Genomic DNA, 19,805 nt, shown 5'->3' on the forward strand with positions numbered 1-19,805 from the left:
GATACCCCTTGCGTTCGAAAAACGGATCCAGCTAGGGTTCGGAATCCGAACTCAAGGGGCGCCCGCCATGAAAGTCCGTGAACTGCACGCCGCCGAGGCGGGCAACGCCGTCGACGCCGTCTTCCAGGGCCTGTCCCCGCGCAGCCGCTACCTGCGCTTCCACGCGCCCGTGCCGCGCCTCACCGCGGCCATGCGCCGCCGCCTCACCGACCTGGACGGCCACCGCAAGGCCGCCGTCGTGGCGGTGTGCCACCGCGAGCCGATCGGCATCGCCCGCCTGATCGCCACCGGCGAGGCCACCGCCGAGATCGCGCTCGCCGTGGTCGACCCGTGGCAGCGCAAGGGCGTGGGCACCAAGCTCGTGGCCGCACTCGGTCGGCTCGCCACCGACCTGCGCTACACCGAGCTGCACGGCGACGTCCTGGGGGAGAACCAGCCGATGCTGCGCCTGGTCGCCCGCGTCTTCCCCGGCGCGCGGCTGACCCGCGACGAGGACGACGTCATCCGGGTGAGCTACCCGTTGACCTTCGAGTTGACCCACGAGGAGCTGGTGGCGGACCTCCGGTGGTGAGCAGAATGGGCGACATGCGACGGATCTTCGGGTTGGCGCTCGTCCTGGTCCTGCTGGCACCACCGGCCGTGGCGGCCACACCGCCCGGTGACCAGCCGCTACCCGGGTACACCATCGACAACCCGCCGCTGCCACCCGCACAGGTGGGCGGCGAACCGTCACGGGTGCTCCAGGGCGTGCACGAGCACGCGGCCTACACCATCGAGGTCCCGCCGCGCTGGAACGGCCGCCTCGCCATGTGGGCGCACGGCTACCGCGGCGCGACCACCGTGCTCACCGTCGACCCGCCCGCCTACGGCCTGCGCCAGAAGCTCCTCGACCAGGGCTTCGCCTGGGCCGCGTCGAGCTACTACGCCAACGCCTACGACGTGAAGGCGGGCGTGCTCGGCACCCACGGCCTGGCGAAGCACTTCCACCGGCTCGTCGGCAAGCCCCGGGACACCTTCGTCATCGGCGTCTCCATGGGCGGCCACGTCATCGGCCGGTCGCTGGAGCAGTTCCCCGGCTTCTACCGGGGCGCCCTGCCGCTGTGCGGTGTGCTCGGCGACCAGGAGCTGTTCGACTTCCTCGTCGACTACAACCTCACCGCGCAGGCCCTCAGCGGCATCCGCGCCTGGCCCGTGCCGAAGGACTACCTGACCGCGGTCGTGCCGCGCATCCAGGCGGAGCTCGGCCTGACCGGCGTCCCGAACGAGCGCGGCGCGCAGTTCGCCGCCATCGTCACCAACCGCAGCGGCGGCCCGCGGCCCGGCGCGGCGCCCGCGTTCACGTTCTGGAAGGACTTCCTGGTCGCGCTCGCGGCGTCGGCGTCCGGCGAGGGCCTGGCCGCCGACCCGGGCCAGGTCGCCACCAACGCCCTGACCCGGTACGAGCCGAACGCGCCGGTCGACGTCAACCGCGCCGTCCAGCGCGTGCTGCCGGAGAACCTGAGGGCCCGCCTCACGCCGAAGCTGACCGAGGTGCCGCGCATCGTCGGGCGCCCGACCGCGCCGGTGCTGTCGCTGCACGGCCTGGGCGACCTGTTCGTGCCGTTCTCGATGGAGCAGGTCTACCAGCGCGACGTCCGGCGCAACGGCAGGGGCGACCTGCTCGTGCAGCGGGCGATCCGCGCGGTCGACCACTGCGAGTTCAGCCCGAACGAAGTCGGCGCCGCCTGGGACGACCTGGTGACCTGGGTCGACACCGGTCGCCGGCCCGCCGGGGACCGGGTGGACGACCCGGCGGTGGTGGCCGCGCCGGACTACGGCTGCCGGTTCAGCGACCCCACCGCCCACACCGTGCCCGGCAACACCCGCCGCCTCTTCCCGGCCTGCTAGGCGGGGGTTTCCCGCGGCCGGTCCGGCGTCGCCGCCCATCGGGTGGGAACCGTCCTTGACGGTGTGCGGTCGTGCCGGGCTAGCGTGTGGAAAACGCTTACCAGGAGGGTTGGGCATGGCACGCAGGCGTTACGCGGTCGTCGGCACCGGCGCGCGGGCGGAGTTGCACGTCGACGCGATCGTCGAGCACGCCGACCAGGGCGAGCTGGTGGCGTTCTGCGACGTCAACCCCACCCGGATGGCCGTGCACAACGAGCGCCTCGACCGGCCCGTCCCGACCTACGCCGCCGAGGACTTCCTCCGCATGATCGAGGTCGAGCGGGTCGACGTCGTCGTGGTCTGCACGGTCGACCGCCACCACGACACCTACATCGTGGAGGCGCTGGACGCGGGCTGCGACGTCGTCACCGAGAAGCCGATGACGGTCGACCCCGCCGGCGTCGGCAAGGTCTTCGACGCGGTGGAGCGCAACGACGGCAAGGTCGCCGTCACGTTCAACTACCGGTACAACCCGGTGCACGAGAAGGTCCGCGAGCTGCTGGCCGGCGGCGCGGTCGGCGAGATCGGCTCGGTGCACTTCGAGTGGCTGCTCGACGTCCGCCACGGCGCCGACTACTTCCGCCGCTGGCACCGCGACAAGGCCAACTCCGGCGGCCTCCTGGTGCACAAGGCCACCCACCACTTCGACCTGCTGAACTGGTGGGTCGGCTCGGTGCCCGAGGTCGTCTACGCGCACGGCCGGCTGTTCTTCTACGGCGACGAGAACGGCAAGCGCCACGGCCACCACCGGCCCTACGACCGGGTGCACGGCTCGCCCCAGGCGCGGGACGACCCGTTCGCGCTGCACCTGGAGCGCGACGCCTGGCTGCGCCGGCTCTACCTCGACGCCGAGCACGAGGACGGCTACCACCGCGACCGGAATCCGTTCGCGCCCGGTGTGTCCATTGAGGACGACATGTCGGTGCTCGTACGGTACGCCGGCGGCGCGAACCTGACCTACCACCTCACGGCCTACTCGCCATGGGAGGGCTACCGGCTGATGGTCAACGGCAGCCGCGGCAGGTTGGAGCTGGAGGTCGTGGAGAACGGCTGGGTCAGCGGGCAGCAGCCCGCGGTGCACGGCCGGGAGGCCAACCCCGAGGAGGGCGGGGTCCGGCTGACCGTGCAACCGCTGTTCGGGCGCGCGGCGGAGATCCCGGTGGAGTCCGGTGGCGCGGGGCACGGTGGGGCCGATCGGCGGATGACCGACGTGCTCTACGGGGCGCCCGGCCAGGACGACCCGCTCGGGCGTCGGGCCACGCACCGCGACGGCGCGTTGTCCCTGCTCACGGGGTTCGCCGCGAACCGCAGCACGGAGACCGGAGGACCGGTGCGCGTGGCGGAGTTGCTCGACCCCGGTTGGCGGTAGCCTGGCGCGGTGCCGCTCCTGGGACCAGCCGACGAGTTGCCGCACCCGCCGCGCCGGGTGCTCGTGGCCGGCACGTCCGGCTCCGGGAAATCGACCCTGGCCAGTCTCGTCGCACGGACGCTCGGCCTGTCCTATGTGGAGATGGACTCGCTGTTCCACGGTCCACAGTGGACCGCGAGGTCGGAGTTCGAGGCCGACGTGCGGCGGTTGGTCAAGGGTGACGCGTGGGCCACGGAGTGGCAGTACAGCCTGGTGCGGCCGGTGCTGCTGGAGCACGCCGACACGTTGCTCTGGTTGGACCACCCGCGGCACGTGGTGATGCGCCGGGTGACGGTGCGCACCGCGGTGCGCCGGATCCGCCGCCAGGAGCTGTGGAACGGCAACGTCGAACCGCCCCTGCGCACGGTGTTCACCGATCCGGAGCACCTGTTGCGGTGGGCGTGGAAGTCGCACGCCCGCACCGGCGAGCGGATCCGCGAGGTGCTCCGGGGCGAGCACGCGGATCGACTCGCGGTGGTGCGGCTGCGCGGGCAGCGTGAGGTCGACCAATGGCGGTCCGGCCCGTTGCGACGGGCCGCGGAGCGCGGTGAGGAGTCGGTGCGATGAGCGGGCGGACGGCGTTGGTGCTGGGCGGCACCGGGATGTTGAAGGGGTGCGCGGACGAGCTGTTGGCGCAGGGGTGGCAGGTGGTGCTGCCCAGTCGGCGGCCCGAGGGCGTGCTGGGCAGTGCGGCCAGGGCGGCCCTGCGCGGCCGCGGCCACGTGCCGCACCTGAGCGGCGTCGAGGGGTCCAAGGTCGCGGTGGCGGCGGACTGGGCCAGACCGGCGGAGCTGGCCGACCGGGTCCGCGAGGTGGTGGACCGGCCGGCCGACCTGCTCGTGGCGTGGGTGCACGCGAGTTACCGGGACGACGTGCTGGGCGCCGTCGCGCCCCTGCTCGCACCGCACGCCCCGGTGGTCGAGGTGCACGACAGCGGCGCGATCCACGCGGTGCGCGGCGTGCCGGACCCGGCCCTGCCGGGCCACCCGACGCAGCAGGTGGTGCTGGGCTTCGTCCGGCACGGCGCCGGCACCCGCTGGCTCAGCCACGAGGAGGCGTCGGTCGGTGTCCTCGAAGCCGTCCACCGCGCCCTGGACAACCGGCCGCCGTCGGTGCACCAGGTGGGCGAGATCGACACCTGGGTGATGCGGCACTAGCGACTCGGGGTCTCGCGCCGGCCGTGCCGCACGTGGTCCCGTCGATCGACCCCGAGCCGGGGCCTAACCCGGCCGCAGGCCCCGGACCAGAGACAACACCGACTCGCGCACCTCGGCGAGGCTGCGTTCGGGCTGGAAGACCTGCCAGTCCAGCGCGATCACCAGCAGCGTGCCGAACAACGCCGCCGACGCCGTGCCGACCTGCACGCCGTCGGGCAGCCGGCCCGCGTCGGAGAGCCGCTGCATCTGGCCGCGCACGATCGACACGATGTCGTCGCGCAGCAGGCTCAACGTGTCGTGCCACTGGCCGGGCGTGCGCCACAGCTCCGAGACCAGCAACTGCCCGAACGCCGGGTACTCGGCGAAGAACCCGAGCATCCCGTCCACCAGCGACGCCATCGCCGACGCCGTCCCGTCCTGCTCCTCGGCCGCCTTCAACCGCGCGGCCAGCAGGTCGACCCCGTGCCGCAGCAGCGCGTCGACCAGCGCGTCCTTGCTGGCGAAGTTGTAGTAGACGGTGCCCTTCGCCACGCCGGCCTCGGCGGCGATCTCGTCCACCGTCACGCTCGCCGCGCCCCGCTCGCCGACGAGCCGCAGCGCGGCGTCGAACAGCTTCTGCTTGGTCGCGGCGGTGCGGCCGGGGCGCGCGCCGGTCACAGCACCAGTTCCGGTTTCAGACGGGTGGGTGTCCACACCCGCTGCTTGTACGCGGCGAGCGTCGCCAAGGCAAGGCCCGCGGCCAGGTAGCCGACCAGGATCAGCGCGTCCCGGCCGACGCCGCCCAGCGACCCGCCGTACATGAGGTGCCGCAGGCCGTCGACGGCGTAGCCCATGGGCAGCCCGTAGTGCAGCGGGTACAGCGGCACCGGGATGGTCTGCCACGGGAACGTGCCGCCCGCGCTGACCAGCTGCAGGATCAGCAGCACCAGGCCGATGAACTTGCCGACCGCGCCGAACAGGGCGTTCAACGCGTGCAGCACGGCCACGAACGTCGCCGACACCAGCAGCAGGAACGCCAGCGCGCCCAGCGGGTGCGACGGCCGGATGCCCACCACCAGCGTGACCGCCGCGTACATCACCACGACCTGCGCCGCGCCGAGCAGCGCACCGGGCAGCCACCCGCCCAACGCCACCCGCAGCGGCGACCGGCCGGCCGCGAGCCCGCGTCGGGACAGCGGCTTGAGCAGCAGGAACAGCACGAACGCGCCGATCCAGGTGGCCAGCCCGAGGAAGAACGGCGCCAGGCCCGCGCCGTAGCTGCCCGCGGACGTCTGGCTCACCCCGCGCACGTTCACCGGGTCGCCGATGGTCCGCGCGGTCGACTCGCGAGTCGGGTCGTCGGGGTTCGGGATCTGCGAGACACCGGCGGCCAGCCCGTCGCGCAGCTGGTTCGCGCCGTCCACCAGCTGCGCCTCCCCGTCACGCAGCCGGCCCGCGCCGTCGCGCACCTGCGCCGCGCCGGACGAGACCTGCGCCGCGCCGTCGTCGAGCCGGGTGATGGCGTCGGTCAACGCCGGTGTGCTCGCGGCCAGGCGCGCCGCGCCGTCGGAGACCTGCTTCGCGCCGTCCGCGAGCGTGCGCAGCTGCCCGGCCGTGCCCTGGACCTTGGCGTTGGCGTCGTCCACGGGCCTGCGGACCTCGCCCACGGCGCCGAGCACGCGCTGGACGTCCTCCTCGGGGAGCCCGAGGGCGCGCAGCCGGGTGGCCAGCTCGCCGTTCGCCGCGTTCAGCCGGTCGACCAGGCCCTGCGCCTTGGCGGCGTAGTCCTCGGCGGTCCTGGCGGCGGTCTCGTTGCCGTCGGCCACCTGCTCGGCCCCGGACGCCAGCTGCTGCGACTGCGCCGGCAGGCCCGCGGTCGAGTCGCGCAGCCGGGTGAGGCCGGACGAGACCTGCGCCGCGCCGTCGGCCAGCGGCCCGGCGCCGTCGGCGAGCTGCCGCGCCCCGGTGTGGGCGTCCTGCTGGCCGGTGGCGAGCTTCGTCGCGCCGTCGGCGGCCTCGGCGGTCTTCTGCCGGATCGTGGAGAAGCCGAGCAGCAACCGGTCCGCGGCCTCCGCGCCCACCCGCACCGACACCGACCGGCGCACCTCGGCCACGACCTGGTTGGCGATGGTGGAGCCGAGGTAGTTGTTCGCGTCGTTCGTGGTCAGCACGATGACGCCCTGCCTCGGGGTGAAGTCGCCGGTCGACAGCAGGGACCGGGAGAAGTCCTCTGGCAGGGTCAGCGCGAACGTGTAGGTCCCGTTGCGCACGCCCTCCTCGGCTCCGGCCGCGTCGACCCGGTGCCAGTCGAACTTGTCGCCGTCGACCAGCTCCTCGGCCACGTCGTGGCCCGCGTCCAGCTGCGTGCCGTCGCTCGCGGTCGCGCCCCTGTCCTCCACGACCAGCGCGGCGGGCACCTGGTTGAGGTGCGCGTACGGGTCTTTGTTGGCGTACAGGTACAGCGCCGCGTAGAGCAGCGGCACCAGCGTCAGCGCCAGCACCGCGAGCCTGGGCAGCGTGCCGGAGGTGATCCGGCGCAGCTCGTTGCGGGCGATCCGGACGGCGGTCACTCGGACTCCTCGCTGTCTTCGCTGGTGTTGTCCTCGCCGATCCGCGCGACGGGGATGTCGAGCACGGCGGCGCTGGTCGTGGTGCACAGGGCGACGACCGACCGGTCGGGCGTCACGTGCCGGCGTGCCAGCTCCACCCACCCCTCCGGGTCGCCGTGGTAGCGGTCGGGGCTGTCCAGCACGAGCGCCGGGGCGGCCCGCGGCCAGCTCCAGCATCAGCGCGCACCGGGTGGCGGCGGGCACCTGCTCGAACCGGCGGTCCAGGTGCTCGTCCGCGCCACGCTCGACCAGCCAGTCGGCCACCGCCCTGCGCCCGCTGCGGGCACCGTTGAGGGCCAGTTCCTCGCCCACCACGCCGGCCAGGGTCAGCGACCCCTCGGGCTCGCTGACGTCGGGTGAGTCGACCAGCACGACGTGCTCGCGCAGCTCGGCGGCCGAGGGGGAGACCTCGCCGGTGCTCGGGCGCATCCGGCCGGACAGCACCAGGCCCAGCGCGGTGTGCCCGGTGCCCGGATCACCGGCCACCAGCACCAGCTCGCCCGGTCCGACCCGCAGCGACGTGGGCTTCAGCAGCGGGCCGTGCGGTCCGTCGACGCCGACGCGCCGGGCGTGGATCTGCACTGCGGACCTCCTTTTGAACTGACTGGTCAGTTCAAATAGTGGTCCGCGTGCGGCCGCCCCGCAACCTGACGCGGTGTGACGCCTAGCGCAGCGCCCCGGCGGGTCGGACCTCCCACATCGTCCACAGTGGACGATAACCCTGGCGCGGCCAGAACACCGAGGAGAGCGGGTTCGGCGGGTTGTAGTACAGGTAGGTGCCGACCGTGCCCAACCGGTGCAGCTCCCGGTGCGCGTGCGCCATCAGCCGGCGGCCCACCCCGGTGCCGCGGGCACCCGGCAGCACCGACACGCAGTTCACGTAACCCCAGCGGCCGTGCGGCAGCCTGGTCGAGGTCCAGTTGCCCGGCTCCGACGTCACCACCGCGCACTCGGCCAGCGCGACCGCGATGCCGTCCCGCTCGGCCAGCCACGCCGGGCCGCCGCTCGCCAGCCGCTCGGCCAACGTCCGCCGCTTGAGCTCCGCCGCGTCCGGCCGGTGCACCGTCGAACCCACCATGGACGAGTAGCGCAGCTCGGCCAGCGCGAGCGCGAGCACCGTCTCCAGGTCCGCGGGCGTGGCCCGGCGGATCGTCACCGCGTCCGTCACCGGCGGGGGAGGGGCCTGCCGCACGGCGATCACGGTCAGCGGCACCAGCCCGTGGTCCAGCATCGCCCTGGTCGCCTCCGCGTCCCGGCTCGGCCAGGTCAGCACGCACGCCGAGTCCCGCTCGGCCGGCGCCAGCAGGTCGAGCCGCTTGCGCCACGCGCGCAGCAGCGCGTCCATGCCCGCCGCGCCCGTGGCACCCAGCAGCGGGGTCAGCTCCCACACCTCGGTGGCCGACCAGAGCCGGGCGGGCGAGCGCCGGTCGTGCACCTGGCGCTGGAGCACGCCCGCGACCCTGGTGCCGTCCGGCAGCGCGGCGGTGATGACGTCGCCGTCCGGCGGTGCGACCACCGCGGGCAGCAGCGGGTCGACGCTCGCGAAGCGCGCGTTCTGCGCCTCCATCAGCCCTTGACCGACGGTCATGCCAGGCAGGCTACTCAGCTCCCCGGGTGATCCCGGCGGACGCGCGGGCGGCGTCCCGGTGATTCGGGTCCCGGGCGGTCGTGCCGGTGGTGCGGGCCCGCACGGCGTCCGCCGGGCTGATCAGGGCCGCGGCGGCTTGCGGGTGCGGAAGATCGCGGTGCCGGGGAACAGCCGGCCGCGCAGCGGGCTCCACTGCCCCCACGTGCGGGTGTGCCCGGCGGGCCACTCCGGCTCCACCACGTCCAGCAGCTCCAGGCCCGCGCCCACGAGCGCGCGCACGTAGTCACCGGTGGTGCGGTGGTGCTCCACGTACGTCGCCCGGCCGGAGTCGTCGACCTCCACGTACGGGGTGCGGTCGAAGTACGACTGCGTGACGGTCAGCCCGCCGGGACCCGGGTCGTCCGGGAAGATCCACCGGATCGGGTGAGTCACCGAGAAGACCCACGGCGCGCCCGGCCGCAGCACCCGTGCCACCTCGTCGAAGACCTCGCCCACGTCGGCCACGAACGGCACTCCGCCGAACGCCGAGCAGGCCGCGTCGAAGCTGCCCGAGGCGAACGGCAGCTGGTCGGCGCTGGCCTGCACCAGCGGCACGGCCACCCCGGTCGCCGCGTTCGCCACCGCCGCGTGCCGCAGCATCCCGGCCGAGATGTCGAACGCCACCGCGTGCGCGCCGCGCGAGGTCAGCCACCGGGCGCACGGCGCGGAGCCGCAGCCGACCTCCAGCACCCGGCGTCCGCGCACGTCACCGAGGTAGCCGGCCTCCTGCTCGCGGACGCCCTCGGGGCACCACACGAAGTCCGCCGCGCCCAGGAAGTCGCCGTGCTCGGCGTGGTAGTCGTCGGCGTCGGCGTCCCACCACATCCGGTTGGCCGCGCGGGACTCGGCCGCGTCGACGCCCCGCTTGGCGATGCCGGTGGTGCCGAGCGCTCGTTCGGCGCTCGCGTGCTGGTCGGACACACTGCTCCATTCAAGGGTGCCGGTTTGCCCGGCGGACGTCGCGCCGCGTACGATATCGCCCGCGTAGTGGGTTCGCGTTGTCCTCGATCGCCTGATCTCCTGGTGAGTCGGTCTTCTCGGTGGGGCGTGCCCTCCGCGTAGCGTTGAACCCGCAGGCCACCAACCCCAATCCGTACCGGAGCCACCTACCTAATGTCCACCGACACCACCACTGTCCCGGTTGCCGCTGCGCCGAAGCAGGTCGCCATCAACGATATCGGGACGGAGGAGGACTTCCTCGCTGCTATCGACAAGACGATCAAGTACTTCAACGACGGCGATATCGTCGAGGGCACCATCGTCAAGGTCGACCGGGACGAGGTCCTGCTCGACATCGGCTACAAGACCGAGGGCGTCATCCCCTCGCGCGAGTTGTCGATCAAGCACGACGTCGACCCCAACGAGGTCGTCAAGGTTGGTGACGAGGTCGAGGCGCTTGTTCTCCAGAAGGAGGACAAGGAAGGTCGGCTGATCCTCTCCAAGAAGCGTGCTCAGTACGAGCGCGCCTGGGGCACCATCGAGGCGCTCAAGGAGAAGGACGAGCCCGTCAAGGGCACGGTCATCGAGGTCGTCAAGGGCGGCCTCATCCTGGACATCGGCCTGCGCGGCTTCCTCCCCGCCTCCCTCGTCGAGATGCGTCGCGTCCGCGACCTCCAGCCCTACGTCGGCCGCGAGCTCGAAGCGAAGATCATCGAGCTGGACAAGAACCGCAACAACGTGGTCCTGTCCCGCCGCGCGTGGCTGGAGCAGACCCAGTCCGAGGTCCGCAGCGAGTTCCTCAACCAGCTGCAGAAGGGCCAGGTCCGCAAGGGCGTCGTGTCCTCCATCGTCAACTTCGGTGCCTTCGTGGACCTGGGTGGCGTGGACGGCCTGGTGCACGTCTCGGAGCTGTCCTGGAAGCACATCGACCACCCCTCCGAGGTCGTCGAGGTCGGCCAGGAGGTCACGGTCGAGGTCCTGGACGTCGACATGGAGCGCGAGCGCGTGTCGCTGTCGCTCAAGGCGACGCAGGAAGACCCGTGGCGCCAGTTCGCCCGCACCCACGCGATCGGCCAGATCGTGCCGGGCAAGGTCACCAAGCTGGTTCCGTTCGGCGCGTTCGTCCGGGTGGACGAGGGCATCGAGGGCCTGGTCCACATCTCCGAGCTGGCCGAGCGCCACGTCGAGATCCCGGAGCAGGTCGTGCAGGTCGGCGACGACGTCATGGTCAAGGTCATCGACATCGACCTGGACCGCCGCCGCATCTCGCTGTCGCTCAAGCAGGCCAACGAGGGCTTCACGGTCGACTCCGAGTTCGACCCGACCCAGTACGGCATGGCCGCCGAGTACGACGACCAGGGGAACTACATCTACCCCGAGGGCTTCGACCCGGAGACCCAGGAGTGGCAGGAAGGCTTCGACAAGCAGCGCGAGGAGTGGGAGCGGCAGTACGCCGAGGCCCACACGCGCTACGAGGCCCACATGAAGCAGGTCGCCAAGGCCGCCGCGGCCGAGGAAGAGGCTGCGGGGGAGACGAACTACTCCTCCGGTGGCGAGGCCCCGGCCGCGACCGCGACGTCCAGCAGCACGGGCGCCCCGGCTCAGGCCGGCGGCACCCTGGCCAGCGACGAGCAGCTGGCCGCGTTGCGCGAGAAGCTGTCGGGCGGCGCCTGAGCAGCACCGGTCGGCGGATCCTCGCCGGCTGACTGAACGACCGATCGCCCCTCGCCCACCTCGGGCGGGGGGCGATCGTCGTTCACTCCTTCGGGGGTTCGTAGGCGTTGTCGTGCGCTAAGTTGAGAATGCTATGAGCATGCGGACGACGGTGTTGGCGGCGATGGTGGTGCTCTTGTGCGCGGGCTGCGCCGCCGTGCAGCAGGGGCCGGTGGCACAGCCCGCGATCCCGACGATCCTGCCGCCCACCACGATCAGCCGCGTCCCGCAGATGGTGGACCGCCCGATCCCGGACGACTGCGAGCTGGTCGTCCCGGTCGAGGTGTTCCACCAGCGCCTCGGGCGCGAGCTGCCGGGTGAGCTGAAGACCATCATCGGCATCCCCGAGCCGTCGCTCGGCCGCACCGGCAAGATCGACTGCTACTACGCGGTGCCGGAGCGCCAGCCCATCGCCAACGCACCCGTCGTCATCGGGTTGGCCACCTACGCCGACGAGCCGACGGCCACCGGCCGGGTCGCCGAGAGCGTGACCCTCGAACGCCAGGAGGGCGCCACGGTGGCCGAGGTCGACGTGGGCAAGAAGAAGGGCCAGTTCGTCAGCACCAAGGACGAGCGGTTGGTCATGGGTTCGCTGGGCAAGACCACGTACGTGGTCCGCGCGAAGGCCGGTGTGCTGCCGGACGACGCGATCGGCGGCTTCCTCGCGGCGCTGGCCCAGCAGTCGATGACGCCCATCGAGGGCGCCTGAGGATCTTCCGCGTGGCAGGCTGGTCGTCATGTTGCGCGTGGGTCTCTCCGGGGGAATCGGGTCGGGCAAGTCGACGGTGGCGGGCAGGCTCGCCGAACACGGCGCGGTGGTGGTCGACGCCGACCTGCTGGCGCGGGAGGTGGTCGAGCCGGGCACCGACGGCCTGCGCGAGGTCGTGGCGGCGTTCGGCGCGGAGGTCCTCGGTCCGGACGGGGCGCTGAACCGGCCCGCGCTCGCGGCGAAGGTGTTCGGCGACGAGCAGGCCCTGGCCACCCTCAACGGCATCACGCACCCGCGGATCGCGGCCCGCACGGGCGAGCTGATCGCCGCCGCGCCCGACGACGCGATCGTCGTGCACGACGTCCCGCTGCTGGTGGAGAAGGACATGGCGCCGCTCTACCACCTGGTGGTGATCGTGCACGCGGAGCTCGACCAGCGCATCGCCCGGCTGCGCGACCGCGGCCTGGCGGAGGAGGACGCGCGCAAGCGCATCGCCGCGCAGGCCGACGACGAGCGCCGCCGCGCCGTCGCGGACGTGTGGCTGGACAACTCCGGCACGCCCGACCTGGTGCTGGCCGAGGTCGACGCGCTGTGGGCCGACCGGTTGGTGCGCTACGAGTCGAACGTCCGGCTGCGCCGCTACGCCGCCGGCGCCCCGATCGTGGTGCCGTACGACCCGACCTGGCCGGTGCAGGCCGAGCGGATCGCGGCCCGCGTCCGGCTCGCCGCCGGTGGCCGCCGGGTCGAGCACATCGGCTCCACGTCCGTGCCCGGTCTCGCCGCGAAGGACGTGCTGGACTTCCAGCTGGCCGTGCGGTCGCTGGAGGAGGCCGCGGAGCTGGAGGAGGCGTTGGCGCAGGCGGGCTTCCCGGGCCTGGGCCTCGTCGAGGACAGCGTGAGGTACGAGGGCGACGCGCCGGAGGACTGGCACAAGCGGCTGCACGCGGGCGCGGACCCGGGACGACGGGTCAACCTGCACGTCCGGGTGGAGGGCGGTCCGCCGTGGGACTGGGCGATGAGGTTCCGCGACTGGCTGCGGGCGGACGCGGCGGCGCGGGACGAGTACGCGGCGCTGAAGCTGGAACTGGCGCGCAAGCACCGGGGTGACGCGGAGGGTTTCGCCTACGGCGAGTCGAAGGAGCCGTGGATGGCCGCGGCGACCGCCCGGGTGGACGCCTTCTACAGGGACGGCCAGGCGTCGTAGATGCCCCGGTGGGTCAGCCACGCGCCGAGGTCGTGGCGGTGGAGGCTGACCTCTTCGAGGGTGCGGTGCACGATGCGCAACGCCTGGTCGGCGTCGTCGGGTCCGAGGACGCGCCCGGCGACGGCGGCGGCGAACTCCTCGCAGCGCACGATCCGCGCGGTCGTGCCGCCCGGCACGGCCAGGCCGAGGAGCAGGTCGGTGGTGCGCCACGAGCGGCCGTCGCGCTGCACGCGGACCGCGCTGAGCACGCTCGGGCCGCTGCGCGCGTGTCTGGACCGGGGGCGGTGGTGCGTCAACCGGAGTCCGAGGTCCGGCATCAACCAGGTGACCTCCGAATCGGAGAACGGGTCCTCCGGCGTGGGGCACTCCAGCCGCAGTCCCCAGTGCTCGACCCGGCACGTCGACAGACGCCGCGACATGCCGCTGGAGTAGCTGCGAACTGCGCTGATGGTGTCGACCACGTCGACGAGCTGAGGTGTGATGACCGCTCCCACGCGACCCGAGGGTAGCCGGAAGTGTGCTCCCGGTAACTAAGCGGGTCGATTCGTTACATCACGGTCTGTGTGGTATGCGGTCTCTATCGGGTGACGGGACACGGATGGCGGTTGACCAGCGAGTGTGACGTTCTGTACTACCGGCGACGCCAGGTAGTGATCGTTCCCTGGGCCGCGAGCCAGCGCACCGCGTCGTGCCCGTGCGCGGCGATGCCGGCCACCGCACGGTACGTCGTCTCCAACGCCCACTGCGCCCGGTCGGCCTTGATGAGCCCTTGGTCCAGCGCGGTCAGCAACTCGTCGGTGTCCAGCACGGTCACGCTGCGGCCGGTGCGCACCACCAGGTCCAGGTAGAGGTCGACGGTCTTCCACACCGACCCGCTGGAGCTGATCTCCACCACGTCCACGTACAGGTCGTAGTCGCGCTCGTGGCCGGGGTGCCAGGACTGCCGGGTGACGCGCAGGCCGTGCGCGGGCAGCAGCCACGACTCGAAGTGGGACAGGTGCGGGTGGCCGGGCACCGGGCGGAACATGTAGAGGCCGTGCCCGGTGAGCCGGTACTCCTCGACGCCGCGCAGGTGGCCCTTGGGGTCGGTGTTGCTCTTGGCGTCGAGGTCGAAGTACTCGATCTTCGGCGGGTGGATGTGCATGCGTGTCCCGGCGGCGCTCGACGTCACAGCGCCGACCTTAGATACCGACACCGGCCGAACACCCCTTCCTGTCACCCGAAAGTAGGATGATCGCTTACTCTTCCCGCCATGTTCGGCATCATCCGCCCCTGCCGCAACCGCCTGGGCCCCGAGCTGCGCGAGTCGTGGCTGGCGCACCTGTGCGGGCTGTGCCTGGCGCTGCGCGACGACCACGGTCACCTGGCCCGCGTGGTCACCAACTACGACGGCCTGGTGATCTCCGCGTTGGTGGAGGCGCAGGCGGGACGGTCGCGGCGCTCCGCCGGGCCGTGCGCCCTGAGAGGCATGCAGTCGGCCGACGTCGCCGTGGGCACGGGCGCGCGCCTGGCCGCGTCGGTGTCCCTGGTGCTGGCGTCGGCGAAGGTCGGCGACCACGTGGCCGACGGGGACGGTGTGTTCGCGCGGGCGCCGATGCGCGGTGTGGGCAGGCAGGTGGCGCGGCGGTGGGCGGCGCAGGCGTCGGAGACGGGCCTCGACCTGGGCTTCGACACCGCCGTGCTGGTGGACGCCGTGCGGCGGCAGTCGGCGGTGGAGGCCTCGGCCGGGCCCGGCTCGTCGGTGCTGGCCGTGACGGAGCCGACCGAGACGGCGGCGGGCGAGGCCGTGGCGCAGACCGCGGTGCTGGCCGGGCGTCCGGGCAACGCGGGCCCCTTGCGGGAGGTCGGGCGGCTGTTCGGGCGGTTGGCGCACCTGCTGGACGCGGTGGAGGACCTGGCGGCCGACCGCGCGTCCGGCGCGTGGAACCCGCTGGTGGCGACCGGCACGACGCTCGACGAGGCGCGGCGGCTGTGCGACGACGCGGCGCTGGGCATGAAGCTCGCGATGAAGGAGGTCGAGTTCGCCGACGACCGGCTCGTGCACACGCTGCTGGTGCACGAGGTCCAGGAGTCGATCCGGCGGGCGTTCGGCGACCCGCACTCGCACGGGCCGCACTCGCACGGGCCGCACTCGCACAACCCGCCGCCCCCGCCCGGCTGGCAGCCCGCGCCGGGCATGTACCCGCCGCCCGGCCAACCCGGTCCCCACGGCCACCCCGGCCCGTACGGCGGCCAGGTGCCGCCTCCCGGTCCCGTGCCGCCGCCGTCGGCGCCCGGCCACGGCGGACCGCCCGTCCCGCCGACGGGCAGCCGGAAGGGTCGGCGCGGCGGTGGGCCACCCCCGCCCGGCAGCGGCCTGTGGTGCTGGCCGAAGCTGAAGGTGCCGCCGGTGACCCGCGGCGCGTTCCTCGGCTGCCTGGCCGTGCTCTACCAGTGCGGCACGTGCCAGTACTGCTGCCGCGACCCGTACCCCGGCCCGTTCAGCGGCAAGCCGCGCGAGGCGTGGTGCAACTGCGACTGCGGCTCCGGCTGCGACTGCAACGGCTGCGACTGCAACTGCTGACCCCGCTCCCGCGACGGGTGTGACCTGGTCCGGATCGAAAATTGTCGTACCCACGGCGTACCGTCGTAGCCGTGGCATTCCCAACCGAGATCCCGGTCAAGGCGCACTCGTCGCACCGTCCCGTCGGTGACATCCCCCGCACCGAGGGGAAGTTCCGCGTGGTCAGCGACTACCAGCCGGCGGGCGACCAGCCGGCGGCGATCGCGGACCTCGAACGGCGCGTCCGCGCCGGGGAGAAGGACATCGTGCTGCTCGGGGCGACCGGCACGGGCAAGTCGGCCACCACCGCGTGGCTGGTGGAGAAGGTGCAGCGGCCCACGCTGGTGATGGCGCCGAACAAGACGCTGGCGGCGCAGCTGGCGAACGAGCTGAAGGGGTTCTTCCCGGACAACGCGGTGGAGTACTTCGTCAGCTACTACGACTACTACCAGCCCGAGGCGTACATCCCGCAGACCGACACCTACATCGAGAAGGACTCCTCGATCAACGAGGACGTCGAGCGGTTGCGCCACTCGGCCACGATGAGCCTGCTCACCAGGCGTGACGTGATCGTGGTCGCGTCCGTGTCGTGCATCTACGGCCTCGGCACGCCGCAGTCGTACCTGGACCGGTCGATCAAGCTGGAGGTGGGCGTCGAGGTCGAGCGCGACCTGCTGCTGCGCGCCCTGGTCGACATCCAGTACACGCGCAACGACATCGCGTTCAACCGCGGCACGTTCCGCGTCCGCGGCGACACGGTGGAGATCATCCCGGCGTACGAGGAGCTGGCGCTGCGGGTCGAGTTCTTCGGCGACGAGATCGACAAGCTGTACTACCTGCACCCCCTGACCGGCGACGTGGTCAAGGAGGTGGAGGAGCTGCGCATCTTCCCGGCCACCCACTACGTGGCCGGGCCCGATCGCATGGAGAAGGCGATCCGCAACATCGAGGCCGAGCTGGCCGACCGGCTGGCGACCCTCGAACGGCAGGGCAAGCTCCTCGAAGCCCAGCGGCTGCGCATGCGCACCTCCTACGACATCGAGATGATGCGCCAGGTCGGCTTCTGCAACGGCATCGAGAACTACTCGCGCCACATCGACGACCGCGGTCCCGGCACCGCGCCCGCGACCCTCATCGACTACTTCCCGGACGACTTCCTGCTGGTCGTGGACGAGTCGCACGTGACCGTGCCGCAGATCGGCGGCATGTACGAGGGCGACGCGTCGCGCAAGCGCAACCTGGTGGAGCACGGCTTCCGGCTGCCCAGCGCGCTGGACAACCGCCCGCTCACCTGGGAGGAGTTCGCCGACCGGATCGGCCAGACCGTCTACCTCTCGGCCACGCCCGGTCCGTACGAGATGGGCCAGACCGGCGGCGAGTTCGTCGAGCAGGTCATCCGCCCGACCGGGCTGATCGACCCGGAGGTCGTGGTCAAGCCGACCGAGGGCCAGATCGACGACCTGGTGCACGAGATCCGGGTGCGGGCCGAGAAGGACGAGCGGGTGCTGGTCACCACGCTGACCAAGAAGATGGCCGAGGACCTCACCGACTACCTGCTCGAACTGGGCATCCGCGTCCGCTACCTGCACTCCGAGGTCGACACCCTGCGCCGGGTGGAACTGCTCCGCCAACTCCGCCTGGGCGACTACGACGTGCTGATCGGCATCAACCTGCTCCGCGAGGGCCTCGACCTGCCCGAGGTGTCCCTGGTCTCGATCCTGGACGCGGACAAGGAGGGCTTCCTCCGCTCGGGCACCAGCCTGATCCAGACCATCGGCCGCGCGGCCCGCAACGTGTCCGGCCAGGTCCACATGTACGCCGACCGGATCACCGACTCGATGCGGCACGCGATCGACGAGACCAACCGCAGGCGGGCCAAGCAGGTCGCCTACAACGAGGAGCGGGGCCTCGACCCGCAGCCGTTGCGGAAGAAGATCACCGACATCCTGGAGCAGGTCTACGCCGAGGCCGAGGACGCCATCGCCCCCGGCGGCTCGGGCCGCAACGCCTCGCGCGGCAAGAAGCCGACCGGCGACCCCGGCGCGAACGGCCGCGCCAGCTCGGGCGTCCTGGCCGACCGCGACACCGGCAACATGGCCCGCTCCGAACTGGCCGACCTGGTCCAACAACTGACGGACCAGATGATGAACGCGGCCCGCGAACTGCAATTCGAACTGGCCGCCCGCCTGCGCGACGAGATCCAGGACCTGAAGAAGGAACTGCGCGGCATGGACGCCGCCTTCAAGTAGCCCGCGCCCTCGGCGGCGCCAGACCGGCTCGGACCCGCGATCCACTCGTGGTGGGCTGGTGCCGGACACCACGCCCGACCCAGGTCGTCTCCAGCCGGCGACGACCTGGGGACGGTGGGATCGTGCCCGGGTACGCCCGACCTCGGCGGCGGCGGGTCACTCGCGGTGCGGTGATGCCGGTGCGCATCCGGCCCCGAGGGGCTCAGTTGGCGCGGCCGGCGAACTGTTCGCGGTGCGGCGGCGCGCGGTCGCTCGGTTGGTCGATTACATCGGATTCCCCCACTCCGGCTACTCCTGGTCGCCGAACGACTACATTCCAGGGTTGGGCAGCGGTGGACCCGGGAGGCGGTCGAGCGCGGATGAACTGGCTCACGCCCGTCCTCGCGCTGGTGGCGGGGACGATGACCGCCACGGCCGCCTTCCTCGGCGCGAGGATGACCGCTCGGCAGCGCGACCGCACGGACCAGCGCGAGGAGTGGTTCCGGAGGTTCCAGTGGGCGACCACGCTGTGCCTGTCCGAGTCGAGCAGGGAGAGGACGGTCGGCCTGGACATCCTGGACGAGATAGCGAAGTCCAGGTTGGCCGGACCGGACGAGTGGAAACTGATCGAGAAGTTCTCCGAGGCCGCGCTGGCCAGGTACCCACAGCAGGTCGACGCTCCCGCGGAACCGGCCGGTGAAGAGGGCGGGGAGGCGCGGTGAACCACAAGCCCCCCTCGCCTGAGGTCCGTGACGAGATGATCGCCGCCGCCCGCCTGCGGCAGACGCTGGACGCGAAGCTCGGGAAGAACACAGCCGAGTCGGTCGCAAGCCTGGCGGCCGAGACACCGCACGGCCCGCGACAGCACCGCACGACCGAGGAGATCGCGGCCGCCGCTCGGCTCCGGAACACCCTTGACGAGCGGCTCGGGAGGACCAGGTCGCGATCGAGGCGCGTTGCCGCGGTTCAGCGCGTCGACCACCGGACGCTCAACGCCGTGTCCGCCCGCAGGACGCCGCCGCGAGGTGGGGTTCTCGCCACCCTGACCGTTCCCGTGCGCCGGGAGTCGTCGCCGGAGGAGACGCCTCGTCATCGCTGGGGCCTGGCCTCGTTCCTGCTCGTCCAACCCCTCCTGCTGGTGTCGCTGACCCTGTCCGGACCTCCGGAACAGGGCGGACCCGCGGCGATGCTGTGGTTAATCGCCCCGACGGTGCTCGCGGCCACCATCGCAGTGCTGATCACGGTCTACCGCGGCAACGGGCCGGTCACCGACCTGCGGCTGACCTTCTCCTGGTCGGACCTGCGGGCGGGGCTCAAGCTCGGCACCGCAGGGGTCGTCGTCGGCTACGTCGTCACCCTGCTGTGGATGAGGTTCGTGGACGCATCTCCACCGGGCCTCGCCGGGCTCGGATCACCCGCGAACTTCACGGTCGTACAGGGGATCGTGCTGTTCGTGTACCTGTGGCTGGTCCTGCCGGTCTGCGAGGAGATCATCTACCGCGGCCTGCTCTGGGGAGGCTTCGAACGGCATCAGTGGAACCGGTTGTTGGTTTTCGTGCTGACCACGGCCGTGTACACGGTGAACCACCTGGATCGGGTGATCCCCGTGATCGTGCTGTACGGCCTCGTCACCGGCCTGGCCAGGCTTGTCACACGCCGACTGCTCGCGAGCGTCGTCACGCACCAGGTGATCAACTTCCTGCCGGCGTTGGCCGTGCTGCTGGCGTCGGTGGGTGCCATCCCGTCGTAGGTCGGCCGACACCA

At 72.1% G+C, this 19,805-nt stretch carries 18 protein-coding genes; 12 read left to right on the forward strand and 6 right to left on the reverse strand.

Going from position 1 to position 19,805, the window contains the following annotated elements:
* The first annotated feature begins 67 nt into the window (after nt 1–67).
* From AB0K14_RS31650 to AB0K14_RS31670, 5 genes are all read left to right on the forward strand, one after another.
* On the forward strand, nt 68–571 hold the full coding sequence (locus tag AB0K14_RS31650; RefSeq protein WP_360457302.1) for a GNAT family N-acetyltransferase: 504 nt from the start codon (nt 68–70) through the stop codon (nt 569–571).
* 5 nt (nt 572–576) lie between these two features.
* Nucleotides 577–1,887 carry a hypothetical protein gene (locus AB0K14_RS31655; protein WP_364339589.1) on the forward strand — a complete coding sequence of 437 codons (1,311 nt, stop codon included), beginning with the start codon at nt 577–579 and terminating at the stop codon, nt 1,885–1,887.
* 115 nt (nt 1,888–2,002) lie between these two features.
* Nucleotides 2,003–3,295: a Gfo/Idh/MocA family oxidoreductase gene (locus AB0K14_RS31660; protein ID WP_360457308.1), complete on the forward strand. Its 1,293-nt coding sequence runs from the start codon at nt 2,003–2,005 to the stop codon at nt 3,293–3,295.
* Between the two features lie 9 nt (nt 3,296–3,304).
* Nucleotides 3,305–3,901: an AAA family ATPase gene (locus AB0K14_RS31665; RefSeq protein WP_360457311.1), complete on the forward strand. Its 597-nt coding sequence runs from the start codon at nt 3,305–3,307 to the stop codon at nt 3,899–3,901.
* Nucleotides 3,898–4,491, forward strand: coding sequence for a hypothetical protein (locus AB0K14_RS31670; RefSeq protein WP_360457314.1), 594 nt, complete (start codon nt 3,898–3,900; stop codon nt 4,489–4,491). Before AB0K14_RS31665 ends, AB0K14_RS31670 begins: the two co-directional genes overlap by 4 nt.
* A 63-nt stretch (nt 4,492–4,554) precedes the next feature.
* Here AB0K14_RS31670 and AB0K14_RS31675 read toward each other — a convergent pair whose 3' ends face one another.
* The 4 genes from AB0K14_RS31675 to AB0K14_RS31690 form a co-directional block, all read right to left on the reverse strand.
* Nucleotides 4,555–5,148, reverse strand: a complete 594-nt coding sequence (locus AB0K14_RS31675; protein WP_360457316.1) for a TetR/AcrR family transcriptional regulator — start codon at nt 5,146–5,148, stop codon at nt 4,555–4,557.
* Complete coding sequence (locus AB0K14_RS31680) at nt 5,145–7,040, reverse strand: YhgE/Pip domain-containing protein (protein ID WP_360457524.1); 1,896 nt, start codon at nt 7,038–7,040, stop codon at nt 5,145–5,147. Before AB0K14_RS31680 ends, AB0K14_RS31675 begins: the two co-directional genes overlap by 4 nt.
* 703 nt (nt 7,041–7,743) lie before the next feature.
* On the reverse strand, nt 7,744–8,667 hold the full coding sequence (locus AB0K14_RS31685; protein WP_360457319.1) for a GNAT family N-acetyltransferase: 924 nt from the start codon (nt 8,665–8,667) through the stop codon (nt 7,744–7,746).
* A gap of 120 nt (nt 8,668–8,787) precedes the next feature.
* Nucleotides 8,788–9,627 (reverse strand): class I SAM-dependent methyltransferase, encoded by an 840-nt coding sequence (locus tag AB0K14_RS31690; RefSeq protein ID WP_360457322.1) that lies wholly within the window; start codon nt 9,625–9,627, stop codon nt 8,788–8,790.
* Between the two features lie 192 nt (nt 9,628–9,819).
* Between AB0K14_RS31690 and rpsA the strand changes: the two genes are divergently transcribed.
* From rpsA to coaE, 3 genes are all read left to right on the forward strand, one after another.
* Nucleotides 9,820–11,319 (forward strand): 30S ribosomal protein S1, encoded by a 1,500-nt coding sequence (gene rpsA, locus AB0K14_RS31695; RefSeq protein ID WP_360457325.1) that lies wholly within the window; start codon nt 9,820–9,822, stop codon nt 11,317–11,319.
* Nucleotides 11,320–11,458: 139 nt separating this feature from the next.
* Nucleotides 11,459–12,067 carry a hypothetical protein gene (locus AB0K14_RS31700; protein ID WP_360457328.1) on the forward strand — a complete coding sequence of 203 codons (609 nt, stop codon included), beginning with the start codon at nt 11,459–11,461 and terminating at the stop codon, nt 12,065–12,067.
* Nucleotides 12,068–12,095: 28 nt separating this feature from the next.
* Nucleotides 12,096–13,271, forward strand: coding sequence for a dephospho-CoA kinase (gene coaE / locus AB0K14_RS31705; RefSeq protein ID WP_360457330.1), 1,176 nt, complete (start codon nt 12,096–12,098; stop codon nt 13,269–13,271).
* Here coaE and AB0K14_RS31710 read toward each other — a convergent pair.
* Entirely contained in the window at nt 13,247–13,765 is a 519-nt protein-coding gene (locus AB0K14_RS31710; RefSeq protein WP_360457333.1) for a hypothetical protein, read from the reverse strand. The two genes, coaE and AB0K14_RS31710, sit on opposite strands and share 25 nt — an antisense overlap.
* Nucleotides 13,766–13,902: 137 nt before the next feature.
* Nucleotides 13,903–14,415 carry a DUF402 domain-containing protein gene (locus AB0K14_RS31715; protein WP_360457527.1) on the reverse strand — a complete coding sequence of 171 codons (513 nt, stop codon included), beginning with the start codon at nt 14,413–14,415 and terminating at the stop codon, nt 13,903–13,905.
* Nucleotides 14,416–14,523: 108 nt separating this feature from the next.
* Between AB0K14_RS31715 and AB0K14_RS31720 the strand changes: the two genes are divergently transcribed.
* The 4 genes from AB0K14_RS31720 to AB0K14_RS31735 all read left to right on the forward strand — a co-directional run bounded on the left by AB0K14_RS31720 (nt 14,524) and on the right by AB0K14_RS31735 (nt 19,791).
* Complete coding sequence (locus AB0K14_RS31720; protein ID WP_360457336.1) at nt 14,524–15,834, forward strand: DUF5685 family protein; 1,311 nt, start codon at nt 14,524–14,526, stop codon at nt 15,832–15,834.
* A 71-nt stretch (nt 15,835–15,905) separates the two neighbouring features.
* A complete protein-coding gene (gene uvrB / locus AB0K14_RS31725) occupies nt 15,906–18,062 on the forward strand; it encodes an excinuclease ABC subunit UvrB (RefSeq protein WP_360457339.1) in 2,157 nt (718 codons plus the stop codon).
* 359 nt (nt 18,063–18,421) lie between these two features.
* On the forward strand, nt 18,422–18,763 hold the full coding sequence (locus AB0K14_RS31730; RefSeq protein WP_360457342.1) for a hypothetical protein: 342 nt from the start codon (nt 18,422–18,424) through the stop codon (nt 18,761–18,763).
* Nucleotides 18,760–19,791, forward strand: coding sequence for a lysostaphin resistance A-like protein (locus AB0K14_RS31735; RefSeq protein ID WP_360457345.1), 1,032 nt, complete (start codon nt 18,760–18,762; stop codon nt 19,789–19,791). Before AB0K14_RS31730 ends, AB0K14_RS31735 begins: the two co-directional genes overlap by 4 nt.
* The last annotated feature ends 14 nt before the right edge of the window (nt 19,792–19,805 follow it).

It is taken from the genome of Actinosynnema sp. NPDC050801 (assembly GCF_040673975.1).
Lineage (GTDB): Bacteria > Actinomycetota > Actinomycetes > Mycobacteriales > Pseudonocardiaceae > Actinosynnema.